At 69.7% G+C, this 13,714-nt stretch carries 14 protein-coding genes; 3 read left to right on the top strand and 11 right to left on the bottom strand.

The window, feature by feature from the left end:
• Positions 1 to 15: 15 nt before the first annotated feature.
• Positions 16 to 1,206, bottom strand: a complete 1,191-nt coding sequence (gene kbl, locus ACSJDS_RS19900) for a glycine C-acetyltransferase (RefSeq protein WP_473034741.1) — start codon at positions 1,204 to 1,206, stop codon at positions 16 to 18.
• Positions 1,207 to 1,210: 4 nt separating this feature from the next.
• Positions 1,211 to 2,236 (bottom strand): L-threonine 3-dehydrogenase, encoded by a 1,026-nt coding sequence (gene tdh, locus ACSJDS_RS19895; protein ID WP_473034740.1) that lies wholly within the window; start codon positions 2,234 to 2,236, stop codon positions 1,211 to 1,213.
• A gap of 236 nt (positions 2,237 to 2,472) precedes the next feature.
• Here tdh and ACSJDS_RS19890 point away from each other — a divergent pair, with 236 nt between their 5' ends.
• Together ACSJDS_RS19890 and ACSJDS_RS19885 are read left to right on the top strand one after the other, a co-directional pair.
• Positions 2,473 to 3,063, top strand: a complete 591-nt coding sequence (locus tag ACSJDS_RS19890; RefSeq protein WP_473034739.1) for a helix-turn-helix domain-containing protein — start codon at positions 2,473 to 2,475, stop codon at positions 3,061 to 3,063.
• Positions 3,060 to 3,767, top strand: coding sequence for a trimeric intracellular cation channel family protein (locus tag ACSJDS_RS19885; RefSeq protein ID WP_473034738.1), 708 nt, complete (start codon positions 3,060 to 3,062; stop codon positions 3,765 to 3,767). Before ACSJDS_RS19890 ends, ACSJDS_RS19885 begins: the two co-directional genes overlap by 4 nt.
• A gap of 52 nt (positions 3,768 to 3,819) precedes the next feature.
• On the opposite strand, the gene ACSJDS_RS19880 is transcribed toward ACSJDS_RS19885, so the two are convergent.
• The 9 genes from ACSJDS_RS19880 to ACSJDS_RS19840 all read right to left on the bottom strand — a co-directional run bounded on the left by ACSJDS_RS19880 (position 3,820) and on the right by ACSJDS_RS19840 (position 12,841).
• A complete protein-coding gene (locus ACSJDS_RS19880; RefSeq protein ID WP_473034737.1) occupies positions 3,820 to 4,635 on the bottom strand; it encodes a PEP-CTERM/exosortase system-associated acyltransferase in 816 nt (271 codons plus the stop codon).
• Between the two features lie 40 nt (positions 4,636 to 4,675).
• Complete coding sequence (locus ACSJDS_RS19875) at positions 4,676 to 6,082, bottom strand: putative bifunctional diguanylate cyclase/phosphodiesterase (RefSeq protein ID WP_473034736.1); 1,407 nt, start codon at positions 6,080 to 6,082, stop codon at positions 4,676 to 4,678.
• A 100-nt stretch (positions 6,083 to 6,182) separates the two neighbouring features.
• Positions 6,183 to 7,061, bottom strand: coding sequence for a cache domain-containing protein (locus tag ACSJDS_RS19870; RefSeq protein ID WP_473034735.1), 879 nt, complete (start codon positions 7,059 to 7,061; stop codon positions 6,183 to 6,185).
• Positions 7,058 to 7,501 carry a cache domain-containing protein gene (locus ACSJDS_RS19865; protein ID WP_473034733.1) on the bottom strand — a complete coding sequence of 148 codons (444 nt, stop codon included), beginning with the start codon at positions 7,499 to 7,501 and terminating at the stop codon, positions 7,058 to 7,060. The genes ACSJDS_RS19870 and ACSJDS_RS19865 overlap by 4 nt, the downstream gene beginning before the upstream one ends.
• A gap of 42 nt (positions 7,502 to 7,543) precedes the next feature.
• Complete coding sequence (locus ACSJDS_RS19860; RefSeq protein ID WP_473034731.1) at positions 7,544 to 8,758, bottom strand: hypothetical protein; 1,215 nt, start codon at positions 8,756 to 8,758, stop codon at positions 7,544 to 7,546.
• Entirely contained in the window at positions 8,727 to 9,161 is a 435-nt protein-coding gene (locus tag ACSJDS_RS19855) for a hypothetical protein (protein ID WP_473034730.1), read from the bottom strand. Before ACSJDS_RS19855 ends, ACSJDS_RS19860 begins: the two co-directional genes overlap by 32 nt.
• A 279-nt stretch (positions 9,162 to 9,440) precedes the next feature.
• Complete coding sequence (locus ACSJDS_RS19850) at positions 9,441 to 9,821, bottom strand: hypothetical protein (RefSeq protein ID WP_473034729.1); 381 nt, start codon at positions 9,819 to 9,821, stop codon at positions 9,441 to 9,443.
• 260 nt (positions 9,822 to 10,081) lie between these two features.
• Positions 10,082 to 10,558 carry a hypothetical protein gene (locus ACSJDS_RS19845; protein WP_473034728.1) on the bottom strand — a complete coding sequence of 159 codons (477 nt, stop codon included), beginning with the start codon at positions 10,556 to 10,558 and terminating at the stop codon, positions 10,082 to 10,084.
• Positions 10,559 to 10,855: 297 nt separating this feature from the next.
• Entirely contained in the window at positions 10,856 to 12,841 is a 1,986-nt protein-coding gene (locus ACSJDS_RS19840) for a hypothetical protein (RefSeq protein WP_473034727.1), read from the bottom strand.
• Positions 12,842 to 12,987: 146 nt separating this feature from the next.
• Between ACSJDS_RS19840 and ACSJDS_RS19835 the strand changes: the two genes are divergently transcribed.
• Positions 12,988 to 13,701, top strand: coding sequence for a DUF3581 family protein (locus tag ACSJDS_RS19835; RefSeq protein ID WP_473034726.1), 714 nt, complete (start codon positions 12,988 to 12,990; stop codon positions 13,699 to 13,701).
• Positions 13,702 to 13,714: the final 13 nt, after the last annotated feature.

The raw sequence follows: 13,714 nt of genomic DNA, 5'->3' as shown, positions 1-13,714 counted from the left end.
GGGGGCGACAGCCTCCTAGAGCCCCAGCCGCTCCTTGACCCGACCGAAGGCGGCCAGGGCGAATTCCAGGTCGTCGCGGGTGAGCGCCGCCGACATCTGGGTGCGGATGCGTGCCTTGCCCTTGGGCACCACCGGGTAGGAGAAGGCGATCACGTAGATGCCCTCTTCGAGCATGGCGTCGGCGAAGCGGCCGGCGGCCGCGGCATCGTGCAGCATCACCGGCACGATGGGGTGCTCGCCGGGCAGCAGCTCGAAGCCCAGTCGCTCGAGCCCGTCGCGGAAGAAGGCGGTGTTGTCCTTGAGTCGGTCGCGCAGCTCATCGGACTCGGCGGCCAGCTCCAGCGCCTTCAGGGCGCCCGCCACTACCGGCGGTGCCACGGTGTTGGAAAACAGGTAGGGCCGCGAGCGCTGGCGGAGCAGCTCCACGATCTCGCGCTTGCCGCTGGTGTAGCCGCCGCTGGCCCCGCCCAGTGCCTTGCCCAGGGTGCCGGTGGTGATGTCGACCCGGTCCAGGCAGCCGTGGTGCTCATGGGTGCCGCGCCCCCCGGCGCCGACGAAGCCGGTGGCGTGGCAGTCGTCGAAGTGGACCAGCGCCCCGTAGCGCTCGGCCAGATCGCAGATCTCGTCGAGGGGGGCGATGTAGCCGTCCATGGAGAAGACGCCGTCGGTGGTGATCAGCTTGAAGCGGGCGCCGTCGCGGTCGGCGGCCTTGAGCTGCGCCTCCAGGTCGGCCATGTCGCGGTTGCGGTAGCGGTAGCGACGGGCCTTGGAGAGGCGTACGCCATCGATGATGCTGGCGTGATTGAGTTCGTCGGAGATCACCGCGTCCTCGGCGCCCAGCAGGGTCTCGAACAGCCCGCCGTTAGCGTCGAAGCAGGAGGGATAGAGGATGGTGTCCTCGGTGCCGAGAAAGTCGCTGAGCTTGGCTTCCAGCTGCTTGTGCAGGCTCTGGGTGCCGCAGATGAAGCGCACCGAGGCCAGGCCGTAGCCCCACTCTTCCAGCCCCGCCTTGGCGGCGGCGTTCACCGCCGGGTGCTGGGCCAGGCCCAGGTAGTTGTTGGCGCACAGGTTGAGCACCTCGCGCCCCTGCTCGATCGCCACGTGGGCCCCCTGCGGCGAGGCGAGCAGCCGCTCGTGCTTGGTCAGGCCGGCCGCCTCGATGGCGTCCAGCTCGCGGCGCAGGTGGTGTTGAAAGTCCCCGTACATCTCATCACTCCCAGTTCAGAACGACCTTGCTGGCTTCACCGGACAGCATGGCATCGAAGCCCCGCTGGAACTCGGTATAGGGCAGGCGGTGGGTGATCACCGGCGCGATATCCAGCCCCGATTCGATCATCACCGACATCTTGTACCAGGTCTCGTACATCTCGCGCCCGTAGATGCCCTTCAGGGTCAGCATGTTGAAGATTACCGTGTTCCAGTCGATGGCGATGTCCTCGGTGGGAATGCCGAGCATCGCCACCTTGCCACCGTGGCACATGTTGGCCAGCATGTCGCGGAAGGCGGCGGGACTGCCGGACATCTCCAGGCCGACGTCGAAGCCTTCGCTGAGCCCCAGGTCGCGCTGTACCTCGGCCAGGGTCTCGTGGCGCACGTCCACGGTGCGGGTGGCGCCGAGGCGCTTGGCCAGCGCCAGGCGTTCGGGATTGAGGTCGGTGATCACCACGTGGCGGGCGCCGGCGTGGCGACACACCGCGGCGGCCATGGCGCCGATGGGGCCGGCCCCGGTGATCAGCACGTCCTCGCCGAGCAGGTCGTACTGCAGGGCGGTGTGCACGGCGTTGCCCAGGGGGTCGAAGATGGCGGCCACGTCGAGATCGATGCCCGACTTATGCTCCCAGACGTTGGACATGGGCAGGGCGACATACTCGGCGAAGGCGCCCGGCCGGTTGACCCCCACGCCGCTGGTGTAGGCGCACAGATGGCGGCGTCCCGCCAGGCAGTTGCGGCAGCGCCCGCATACCACGTGACCCTCGCCGGAGACGATCTGGCCAGGCTTGAAATCGTTGACGTTGGAGCCGACCTCGACGATCTCGCCGACGAACTCATGACCCACTACCATGGGAGTGGGGATGGTCTTCTGCGCCCAGCTATCCCAGTTGTAGATGTGCATGTCGGTGCCGCAGATGGCAGTGCGCTTGACGCGGATCAGCACGTCGTTGATGCCGACATCGGGTGTTGGCACGTCTTCCAGCCACAGGCCGGGGGCGGCTTCCTTCTTGACCAGTGCTTTCATGTCTCACCTGTTGTGGGTCGTGGTACGAGCATTTGTCGCCAAGCGAGGCGCTTGTGGCGCCGGGCTGGCAGCCAATGGGCAGGGCGGTCGTTGGCAATCGGGGCTGTCGTGTTTACTATAGAAGATTAGTTTCCAGTATTGCAGAAATATTCTGCTATGCAAGATTAATTTCCCTTATAGTGGAATTATCGGTGGCCATGCGTGCCACCTGTCTATGGGTATAGAGGAGAGTCGAGGTGAACGATAGCGCATCCGCCAGAGAGGGCGCCGTCGACGTGGGCAGCCAGGGCCTGGCCAACCGGGTGATCGAGCTGCGCAAGAAGCGCAACCTCACCCTGGAGCAGCTGGCCGCCGCCTCGGGGGTCAGCCGTTCGATGCTCAGTCAGATCGAGCGCGGGCGGGCCAATCCTACGCTGGCGGTGACCCTGCGCATCGCCCAGGCCTTCGGCCTCAATATCGGCGAGCTGGTGGACCAGCCCTGGGCCGCCTCGCGCATCGAAGTGGTGCGTAGCGACGACGCCAGCCAGCTGTTTCGCGACGACCAGGAGTGCCGGATTCGCACTCTCTCCCCGCTGCACCTGGAAAAGAACGTGGAGTTCTACGAAGTGCGTCTGGCCCCGCGGGCCAGCCTGCACAGCGCCCCCCACTTCGAGGGCACCCGCGAGCTGCTCACCGTGACCCAGGGCAGGGCTCGCATCGAGGCCGGCGACAACCGCTGCGCCCTCGGCCCCGGGGATCGTGCCCACTACCATGCCGACCTGGAGCACACCATCGAGAACAGCGGCGACGAGGAGCTGGTGGGCTTTCTGGTGGTGACCTACCAGTGACGGGACTGATCTACTGGCTGGACATGGCAGGGGTGATCGTCTTCGCCCTCTCCGGCGTGATACTGGCGTGCCGCTCGCGTATGGACCCCTTCGGCATGCTGGTGCTGGCGGCGGTAACTGGGATCGGTGGCGGTACCCTGCGCGATCTGGTGCTGGGCGTTCGCCCGGTGTTCTGGGTCAGTGACCCCACCTACCTGTGGGTGATCCTGGGCACCGTGGGACTGTCGATGATCGGCTTCCACTATATTCACCGCCTGTCACGGGTCTTCCTGCCGGTGGCCGACGCCTTCGGCCTGGCGCTGTTCACGGTGATCGGGGCGCACAAGGCGCTGCTGCTCGAGGCGCCGGGGCTGGTGGCAGTGCTGATGGGCCTGCTGACCGGGGTGGCCGGCGGCATGGTGCGCGATGTGCTGGCCCGCCGGGTGCCCATGGTGCTGCGTCGTGAAGTCTATGCCACGGCCTCCATCGCCGGCGGTATCGCCTATGTGGTGCTGGAGGCGCTGGCGGCGCCGCCGACCCTGACCATCGCCGTGGCGCTGCTGATCACGCTGGGGCTGCGCCTGGCGGCGATCCACTGGCGGCTGGCGCTGCCCACCTTCGCCTGGGTAACGATCCAGCCTCCGAGCCGGCCCGGGTGCCGCCGGAGGGGCACTCCGGGGATGGCGGGCCACCGCGGGCACGCCCCAAAACGCGGGTCAAGCTGATCCCGCCGAGCCGCCAGCGCGATCGCCAAGGGTCGCGCGATCCCTGAACGGCTCAGCCGGGACGGGCGCGCGCACTGTCGACGGCGCCGGGCATGGCCCGGGGCAGCTGGGGGGCCAGGGTGCGTTGGATGTGCCGGTAGAGGGGCACCAGGTGGGGGTGCATCTCCCGTTCCGCCCGCTGCTGGTCGATGTAGTAGGCGCTGCGTCGGCCATGGAAGTCGATGGTGTCGCCGACCCGGGTGAAGCTCAGCCCCGACATCGACAGCAGCCTGGGCAGCCGCGCCTCCATCATGGCGAAGACGTGCCGGCGACCGGCCAGGCCCACCAGGGCGGTGCTGGCCAGGAAGAGCCCGACGATGATCGCCGGGAAGCTGCGCCGCTCGTCGTCGCTGAACAGCGGCGGTGCGCCCGGGTCGACGATGTCGGCGTTGGCCGGACGGTTGCGGAAGTGCGGCGAGGTGGCCAGTCGCGAGACCTCGCAGATCTGGCGGTGATCGAGTCGTTCCGGGTGCCAGACGGAATGGGTCAGGCTCTGCCCTGCGTATCCCTGGAGCGGCAGCCGCGGGCCGTCCGGGTGCTCGAGGGGGGCGGGGAGCACCAGGCGCAGGCAGCCGGCGGCGAGGCCGCTGTCGAGGTGGGTCACCAGGCAGTGAATGGCCTGGCGGTCATGGGCGTCGTACTCCAGCTCCTTGACCGGATCGGCGGCCGCCTCATAGCTGAGCTCGCGGCAGTAGACCGCATGGCGAAGGCGAAAGACGCGCTCGTGCTCGGCCGGCGTGGCGGTCAGCTGGAACTGGAACTCGCGCTGAAAGCGCTCGAAGAGCCGGGTTGGCTCGGGTGGGGCACCGAAGGTCTCGCGAGCGGTCATCTACAAGGTTCCTTGGCGGATCATGGGAGTGCCGGTCGGTTCAGCCGTCGAGTGATATCACGCCGAAGGCCATGCTGTGGGGAATCGGTTTCCCCAGGTGAAAACCCTGCCCGTAGGCGATGCCGTAATCCTGCAGGATCGGCAGCATCGCCTCCTGGTCGACGAACTCGGCGATGGCCTGCTTGCCGAAGCCGGCGGCAATGTCGGCCATGGCCCTGACGATCACGCGGCTGTCAGCGCTGGTGGTCAGGGTACGGATGAAGGAGCCGTCGATCTTGATGTAGTCCACCGGCAGCTGGCCCAGGTAGTGGAAGCTGCTGAAGCCCACCCCGAAGTCGTCGATGGCGGTGCGACAGCCCAGCTCGCGCATGCCCTGCAGCACCCCCCTGGCCGTGGAGAAGTCGGTGACCGCCGCGGTCTCGGTGACCTCCAGGATCAGCTGACGCGGGTCGGCGCCGCTGGCGGCCAGCTCATCGGCGAGGAACTGGTTGAGGCCGGCGTCGTGCAGCGACTGCCCGGAAAGATTGACGGCCAGGCTGATGCCGCGTCCCTGGACGGCTGCCAGCAGGCGCAGGCTGCGGCGAATCACCCAGCGGTCGAGCTGCAGGATCTGGCCGTTGCGCTCGGCGATAGGGATGAAGCGGCCCGGTGAGAGCAGGGTGCCGTCGTCCTCGCGCATGCGCAGCAGCACCTCGTAGTGGCGGATATCGCGATCGGCCAGCCGCACGATGGGCTGCACCATCAGCTCGAAGGCGTCCTCCCGCAGTGCCTTGCGGATGCGCTCCACCCAGTAGACCCGCTCCTTGAGCTCGATACGCGCCTCCTCCACGGTGGAGAGCAGGTGCCAGCGCTGGACGTTGCTGGCCTTGGCCTTGTACATGGCGACATCGACGCTGGCCATCAGCTCGGTGGGGGTATCGCCATGGATCGGGTAGAGCGCAATGCCGATGCTGGCATTGGCCCGGTGCCGGCGGCCGCCGCTGGAAAACTCCAGGGTATCCAGCAGATGTTCGATATGCTGGGCGGTGCGCACGGCGCGCTGCTCGTCGGCGCCCTCGATGAGCATGGCGAACTCGTCGCCGCCGAGCCGCGCGATGACCCCGCGGTGGCCGAGCTCTTGGTGGAGGGTGTCGGCCACCATGCGCAGCAGGCGGTCGCCGGCGTGGTGGCCGCTGAGTTCGTTGACGTCCTTGAACTGGTCGAGGTCGAGGAACAGCAGCGCGCCGCCACCCTCCCGCACCAGCGCCTTGTCCAGCGCCTCTTGGAAATAGCGGCGATTGTAGAGCTCGGTCAGCGGGTCGCGCTGGGCCAGCCAGGTCAGCCGGGTCTCGGCCGCCTTGCGCTCGGTGATGTCCAGGCCTACCGAGATACGTGCCAGGGAGGCATCGCTGGAGGCGTTGAGGGGTGCGTGATACCAGACGATGGTGCGCACGATGCCCGGCCCCAATGACAGGGTGCGCTCCTCGTGCTGCTGCCCCGGCAGGTGCGTCTGGCGCGTCGCCAGGGGAACGCATCGTCGAAGTGGCGTCCCAGCAGGGCGTCCTCGCTCACTCCCAGCACGCCGAGGGTGTGCTCGTTGACCAGCGCCAGCCGACCGCGCTCGTCCTGGGCGAGGATGAAGACCCGGGCGGTATCCAGCAGGCTGCTGACGAAGTCGCGCTCCTGGCCCAGCTCGCGCACGCGGGTCTCCAGTAGCTCGCCGCGGCGGTGGACCTCTCGGTCCAGCATCTGCAGGCGGTCGGCCAGCTCCAGGGTAGTGCCTTCCAGCACGTCGATCTCGTCGGCCAGGCGGTGCCGGGGCCGGGCGATCCGGGCACGGGCGTCGGCGAAGCCCCCATGGCCAGCGAGGGCAGAGCCCCGGCCAGCCGGCGCAGCCGCGCCATGGGGCCCAGCAGGATGGCCAGCAGCATCAGCTCGGCGGCCAGCCAGCCGCCGAGGCCGGCCAGCAGCAGGGTGCGGGTATCGCGCTGGATGGCCTGGATCTGGGGGGTAATGTCCGATACCAGCAGGAAGTGACCGCTGTATCCCGGCTCGCTGTGATCTGCCAGGCGCACGGCGCTCAGCTCGAAGTGGCGCTCGGCGTGGGTCAGCTGCAGCGGGCGCTCCTCGAGGGGCGCCAGTGACGAGAGGGAGGCTGCCTGCCGCAGAATCGGCAGGCTCGCCTGCGCATGGGTCAGCGCGACGAGATCGCCGTTCCAGGCGGCGAGATGGCGCTCGGAGGGGCCCACGGCGGCCTGGCGGCCGGTGACCAGCAGCGCCACCTTGCTGTCGGAGACCTGGTGCAGCTGGCGGATCACGTCGGCCAGCGAGCGGGAGAGGCTGACCATGCCTAGGTTCTCGCCCTCGCCCAGCACCGGCACCGCCGCATACTGGCGGCAGTCGTCGCGGCAGCGCAGGGCGGTGAGCGGCATGTCCGAGCCGATCACGCGGTGCCGCCACTCATCCAGTGGACGGTCGTCTCCGGCGTGGCGTTCCCCCGGCCGGCCAGCTGCTGGCCCTGGCTGTCGAAGGCCAGGATTTCGTCGATGCCGGCCTCCAGCTGCAGGGTCGGCCACTGGGGGGTGAGGGCCGCGAGGATGGCCTCTCGGTCGCGGTTCGCCAGGGCCGGACCCAGGCCGGGAGAGGAGGCCACCACGCCGGCCAGCTGACGCAGGCTTTCCTCCGAGCGGGACAGGGCCAGGCGGATCTCGCGGACCTGGCGGGCGTGATGGTCGTCACGACTCTGCTGGAACTGGCGGGTCAGGTTGTCATGACCCAGGTAGGTGAACAGCCCCGCGACGCCGAGCAGCAGCAGGGAGCTCAGGGCGATGACGCGCCACGTCAGGCTGAGGCGTCGGCGCTTGACGGCGGTGGTGTCGTGGGTCATCGGCAAGCACCTTCCATCATTCGGGGCTGACAGCCGCAGGGCTCAGAATCGCAGCGAGAGCTGGAACAGCACCATGTTCCAGCGCCGCCGCGTCTCATCGGGGTCGGGATTGTCCTGGCTGGGTAGCCAGCCGGTGCCGTCGATATGGTGATACTCCGCCGCCAGCAGCAGCTTGGGGTGGGGGGTCCACTGCAGACCGAGAGTCAGGTCGTCGGCGAACTGGGAGTGTGCCGGCCCCGCTCCGCTGGCGGCATAGGCGCGCCCGGAGCGGTCGTCGCGGTTGCTGGTCAGGCTATCGTAGCGCACCAGCCACTGCCATTGGTCATGGAAGCGGCGTGTGTACTGGACGTACCAGCTCTCGCCGGTGATATCGAAATTGAAGCGCGGGTCGTCGAAGCCGCTCATGCTAGAGCCGCGCAGCGCGAATTCGCCGGTCAGGCTCCAGCGCTCGGCATTGTACTGCAGCGACAGGATCCAAGGCTCGAAGCGGAAATCGCCGTCGCCAAGCCCGGGCACCTCCGATTCGAAGGTGGTCTTGACCGTGGCGGCGCTGATGGCCGCCGCGATGCGCCCGCCGTCGTGCTCGTAGCGCAGCTGGCCGATGGCCGAGTTCCGCGACGCAAAGCCGCCGGGAACCTCATTCAGCCTCAGCGTGCGGCGCAGGTCGTCGCCAGTCTGTGCCCGGCCGACGCCGAGCTGTGCGCGTAGCGAACCGCTGGGCAGGCGCTCGTCGAGGTAGAGGCTCACGCCGTCCGCCGACAGCCCCAGCGAGCGGGTGCGGTCGAAGTAGATCGATTGCGGCAGCAGGATGCTGGGCCGGGTGAAGGCCACGTCGCGGGTCTGGTTGTAGAAGCCGAAGGGGTTCTTGAAACGGCCGGCCTGAAGGCCCAGGGTGCGCCGCTGGTCGGAGAGCATCTGGTAGTCGACCACCCCGTAGTCCAGCACCGGCCTGGCATCGCTGCCATCGCCTCCCGCGCGCCGGCTGAGTACCTGGGCCGCGAGCAGCACGTCCTGATGGGGGCGAAGCGAGGCATTGGCGCCGATCTCGGTGAACTTAAGGCTGCCGCCGCCGTCGCTGCTGGGACCGAAGAAGTCGTTGTCATCGGTGATCACCAGCGCCTGACTGAGAAAGCCGTGCACCTGCAGGGTATCCAGGATGCCGTCCGCCGCCGCCGGCGAGGCGCCGAGGGTGGCCAGGGCCGCCAGGATCAGGCGCTGCGCTGCGCTATTCCATGGTGATGACTTGGACACGCTCATCCAGATGCTCCCTTGCGAGATAGCCGAGGCTGCCGGGGGTCGTGGCTACCCGCTCCAGCATGTCGGCCGGCGAGGATACACGGGTGGGGGCCTGGCCGGTACCCGAAAACACCACCCGGTCCCAGGACAGCTGTAGCTGGTGCGGGAAGACGGCGAGGCGCTCCTTGGCAAAGCGCACGTGGTCTTCGTGCTCGTTGGCCAGTACGAAGACCCTCACCGCCTGGCCGTCGGGCCAGGTGCGCTGGCGCATGGCGAAGATGGCTCGGGTAGTGTCTCGGGTCAGCGTCTGGGTGGTGACCTCCGGGTGTGCGACCAGCTCTACCCGCTCGGCATCGCTACCGGCGGCCGAGGTCGCCAGCAGCAGCGCCAGAGCGGCGAGCAGCTGTTGCCTCAGCCCGACCAAGCGCCACCCTTTCCGAAGCTGCACTGGCGTGAGGCGGTCATGGTCATGATGTTCGGCGTGAGCATCGTGATAGCGTGGACTCCCGATTCCTTGGCTTACCGGGCGCCGCCCGGATGACGTCGTGTTCCCTGAGCTGGCACGATTGAGTGATGCGTTTATGCACAATATATGCGTTGGCAGCCCTTGATGCGAAGGGAGGCGGCCCTAGGCTATCAACGCAATGCGATCAACCTATCGTAAACGTTCTGGGGACAGAGGGTTAGTCGTCGGTGCCGGAGATCACCCCGTCGACGGCCTGCCGCCAGTCGCTCGGCAGCGGCTGGCGGGGGTCGCGCGCCTGGGCCTCGGCGGCGCTGTCGTACCAGCGCCGCGGGCGGAATCGCCGCAGCTGACGCCCGTCATCTCCCAGGGCAAGTCCCAGCCGCCCTGCGCCGTAGCGGGCGTAGAGCACCCCCGCAGCGTCTCGTCGGCGAGCCGCAGGTTGGCCAGCAGGGCCAGGTCGCGGCCGGTCAGGTCCAGTTCCTCAAGGTGCAGTCCATCGCCGCCCAGGCGCAGCCGGGTATGACCGCGGATATCGGGCACGGTGAGCAGCCGGCCGAGCCGCGGCCGCTCGGCGCTTCTGGCCAGCACCAGGTTGGCCAGCAGTCCGCTGTCGCGCATGGCTAGCGCCAGCTCGGCATCCAGATGGAGCGGCTGCTGCCAAGTGAGCTGGCCCGCCTCGAGGTCGAGCTGAGCCCACCAGCCTCGTTCGCGCTGGCCGTCGAGCCCCTGGCGCGAGACGTTGTCCAGTCGCAGGCGGCTGCCGGCGGCATCGAACTGCAGGGTATCGAGGTTGCCTTCGCGCAGCCGGGCCTCCAGGCGCAGGTTGCCCTGCAGCTGCTGTTCGCCGAGGCGCAGGCCGGCATCGAAGGCCTGCAGGGTCAGGTCCCCCGGGCGCGGGGGCCCTCCAGCTCGAGCTCGGCGGCGAGGCTGGCGCGCCCGCCCAGTAGGGCCAGTCCGGCGCCCACCGGCAGATAGGCCTGATAGTCGGCGAGATCCGCGACCTCGGCCACTGGCAGCGCGATACGGGTGGTCAGCGACGCCAGCGGGATAGCCCCGGCGGCCATCGCGAAATGGGGCGTGGCGATCTCCAGGCGGAAGTGGCGGCCGCTGAGGTAGGTCGTCGAGCCGTCACGCCGCCCCAGCGACAGCCGCGGCAGGCTCAGGTTGAGCCGTGCGGCGGGGGCTTGGGGGTTGCCCTCCAGGCGTGCCTCCAGCCGCCCGCCGCCGACCACCCGGTAGTCCAGGAAGGTGGCGGCCATCCGCTGGGTATCCACCTGCAGCCGGCTACCCGGCTGGGGCGTCTGGCCGACCAGCTCGAGTTCGGCCTGCAGCTGTCCGTCGCCACGCAGGGTCACGCCGTGGGCGGCGGGCAGGAAGCGGTCGAGAAAGCCCAGCCGCTCGACCCGCCCCTCCAGTACCAGGCGGCTGCGGGGGGCTGCCCCCGCCGAAGGGGTGATCGAAGCGGGCCCGGCGGGCTACCAGCAGGGTGCTCAGCGGCTGGGCGCCCTCCGCGCTGTCGGCGCGCAGCGTCAGGCGGGCGCCGGAGAGGTCGAGATGGCTGCCGTCAAGGCGGGCGTGGCGAATCGGCAGTGCCAGGCTCAGCTCGCCGTCGACCTCGGTGTCCAGCAGCCGGGCCCGCAGGGCGCGTCCGCTCAGCGCGAGCTCGCCGCGAACCCCGTCGGGCGATAGCCGCAGCTCGCCGCGGCTGTCGGCGCGTCCGCCCAGCAGCGCCAGGGGGCGGCCGGAGGCAGGTGCTGACCCAGCACCGCCACGTCGGGGACGCTGGCTTCCGACCAGGCCAGGCGCAGGGCCGCGGCCTCGGGCGCGTCGAGTGAGTCGAGCTCTGCCGCCAGGGTCAGGGTCGGGGCGAGCAGCAGCGGGCGCGGGTCCTGGCCATGGCCCAAATGCGCGTCTTCCAGGCGCAGCTCAAGCTCGGCCCCGGGTTCCTCCTGGGCCTCGTTCAGCTGCGCCAGCAGACTGCCGCGCCCCCGGGCGTGAAAGCCCAGGAAGCGGGCCTCGAGCCGCGGCGCGCTCAGGGCCAAGCGGCTGCCAGGGAGGGGGTGGCCGTTGCCCAGCCGCAGGTGGGCCTCGAGTTCGCTCTCCCCGTCCAGGGTCAGGCCGCGGCCGTCGAGGGCCTCTGCGAGGTAAGCGTTCAGGAAGGCCAGGTGGGTGACCCGCCCGCTGACCGCAAGCTCGCCGTCCAGCGGCGGCGGGCCCGTCGGGTCCGCCAGCTCGGCCAGCGGTCGCTGGGCCTGGAAGCGCGCCGTCGGCAGCCTCAGGTCGGTGATCATCGGCGTGGGCTCGCCCGCCGCGGCGGCTGCCACCCGCAGGTGCGTTCCCGAGAGGTCGAGGCGCCGCGCCTGGGGGTCGAGCTCGACGAGGTTCAGCCCCAGGGTGAGCTCGCCCAGCAGGCGCTGCTCCAGCAGGGTCAGGGCCACCGTCTCGCCGCTTAGGTCGATGCGGCCCCGGAGCCGGCCGTGGCGATAGCGAAGCTCGGCGTCCAGGCGGGCGCTGCCGTCATGCAGCTCTAGCGGTGAGCCCGGCGGCAGGTAGCGGGCCAGTCGGCCCACGTCGGCGACCTCGGCGCCGTGCCAGCTCAGCTGCGCGCTGTCGGGGGGCCGGGAGGGCGCTGTCAGGTCGGCGTCGGGCAGCCAAGCCGAGAGGGCGAAGCGGCGGCTGGCGAGCAGCGGCGGGGCATCCGCCTCGTGGAGCGGCCGCATGGTCACCTCAATGAGGCCGACGTCCAGTCGGGGCGTGGCGTCAGCCTCGTCCTCGGCGCTCACCCGCAGGCTGGCCCGACCGCGCCCGGCCAGCCGCTGGCGATGGCCGGGCGCGGCGGCATCGGCCTCCTCGAGCAGGGCGCTCTCGTCGAGGGTCACCGCCAGGGCCGGGGCGTCCAGGGTCAGGTGGCTGCCCGGGGCCAGCACGCCCTGCTGCAGCGCCAGCTCGCCGCTGAGCACGCCGCTACCCGCCAGCGCCAGCCAGGGGGTGGCCTGCAGGTAGGGATTGAAGACATCCCAGGCGTCGGCGCGGCCGGCCAGGCTCAGCTCGCCGGAGACCGCGGCGAGCTGCGACGGGTCGACGCCCCGAGTCGGGTCGAGGGGATCGACCCTCAGGCGGGCGGTCAGGGACAGCGCCTCGGCCAGCAGGGTCTCGTCGCGCCACAGGGCGCCCTCGGCCAGGGACAGCGCCAGGGAGTCGAGGCTGAGGCGATCGGCGGTCAGGCTCAACGCCTCCAGGCGCAGCTCCCCCTCGCCCTGCAGGCGGTGTTCGCCCACCGCCAGCCGCCGCAGGCCGCTGGCGTCGAGCCGCTGAATCCGCAGCCGACGCTGGAGCAGCTCGCCCGGCGCCAGCCGCAGCTCGGCCTCTTCCACGGCCAGGGTCAGCGGCAGCGCCTCGGTGTGGCGCTCGATGACCAGGCCCTCGAGCCGCAGCCGGCCGGGCCAGAGGCTCCAGCCGCTGTGCCAGGAGATCGAGACCTCGGGCAGGCGGCGGTCGAGCCAGGCCTGGGCCCAGGCGCTGTTCAGCAGCAGGTTGAGACCGGCCAGGCAGAGCAGTGTCAGCAGCGCCAGGCTCGCTGCCAGCCAGATCGCGCTGCGCCTGAGCCGGCGCGGCGGCTGTTCGTTGGTGGGCCCCATGGCGTGCCGCTGGCCTCCTCGTTGGCTGATTGCCGCGAGCGCAGTGGCTTCGCCCCGGGCCGATTTATGGCATCATCGACGCGTTGCAGCATGCCGCCGATTCGCATCGGTGACCGCCTCATCACCCAGGGCAGACAAGACCACGTATGTTTCTCGATCCTTATCATACGCGCACGGGCTCGCGCATCTGCATTTCTGCGCAGCAGGCCAGCGACTTCGCCAAGCGCGTTGCCGGCGACTTCAACCCCATCCACGATGCGGGGGCGCGGCGCTTCTGCGTGCCGGGAGACCTGTTGTTCGCCCTCGTGCTGGACCGTTTCGGTCTCTCGCGGCACATGGACTTTCAGTTCAAGAGCATGGTCGGCGACGGCACGCCGCTCACCCTGCAGGCCCAGGACGATGGCCTGCTGGAGGTCAGTGACGACGAGGGCAAGTGCTACCTGGAGGCCACCCGCCGCGGCGAGACGACCCATGAGGCCGCCGCGGTGGAGGCCTTCACCCGCGGCTACGTGGCCTTCTCGGGCAAGAACTTCCCCCACGTGCTCAAGCCGCTGCTCGAGGCCCAGGGGGTGATGTTCAACCCGCGCCGCCCGCTGGTGATCTACGACAGCATGGGCTTCTCACTGGAGCGCCTGGCCCTTCGCGAGCCGCAGCTGACGCTGGTCGACGCCACCCTGGAGGTGAACGGCAAGCGCGGCGACGTGCGGCTCGAGTTCTCCATCACCGACGGCGGCGAGGAGGTCGGCAGCGGCAATAAAAAGCTGGTGGTCAGCGGCCTGTGCGACTACGACGCCGAGGCCATGGAGGCGATCGTCACCGAGTTCTACCGGCTCAAGGCCGCCTACGAAGCCGGCGACTGAGCGACCACGAGCG

Source organism: Halomonas sp. SL18_1 (assembly GCF_055755715.1).
The sequence above is the reverse complement of the archived record's forward strand: the minus strand, read 5'-3'. Positions and strand labels throughout refer to the sequence as shown.

Coding starts and splice junctions, on each gene's coding strand:
- ACSJDS_RS19840 (WP_473034727.1), bottom strand. CDS start 12,841: ATGGGGCCCACCAACGAACAGCCGCCGCGCCGGCTCAGGCGCAGCGCG.
- ACSJDS_RS19850 (WP_473034729.1), bottom strand. CDS start 9,821: ATGCGCGACAGCGGACTGCTGGCCAACCTGGTGCTGGCCAGAAGCGCC.
- tdh (WP_473034740.1), bottom strand. CDS start 2,236: ATGAAAGCACTGGTCAAGAAGGAAGCCGCCCCCGGCCTGTGGCTGGAA.
- ACSJDS_RS19835 (WP_473034726.1), top strand. CDS start 12,988: ATGTTTCTCGATCCTTATCATACGCGCACGGGCTCGCGCATCTGCATT.
- ACSJDS_RS19865 (WP_473034733.1), bottom strand. CDS start 7,501: ATGACCCACGACACCACCGCCGTCAAGCGCCGACGCCTCAGCCTGACG.
- kbl (WP_473034741.1), bottom strand. CDS start 1,206: ATGTACGGGGACTTTCAACACCACCTGCGCCGCGAGCTGGACGCCATC.
- ACSJDS_RS19880 (WP_473034737.1), bottom strand. CDS start 4,635: ATGACCGCTCGCGAGACCTTCGGTGCCCCACCCGAGCCAACCCGGCTC.
- ACSJDS_RS19860 (WP_473034731.1), bottom strand. CDS start 8,758: ATGAGCGTGTCCAAGTCATCACCATGGAATAGCGCAGCGCAGCGCCTG.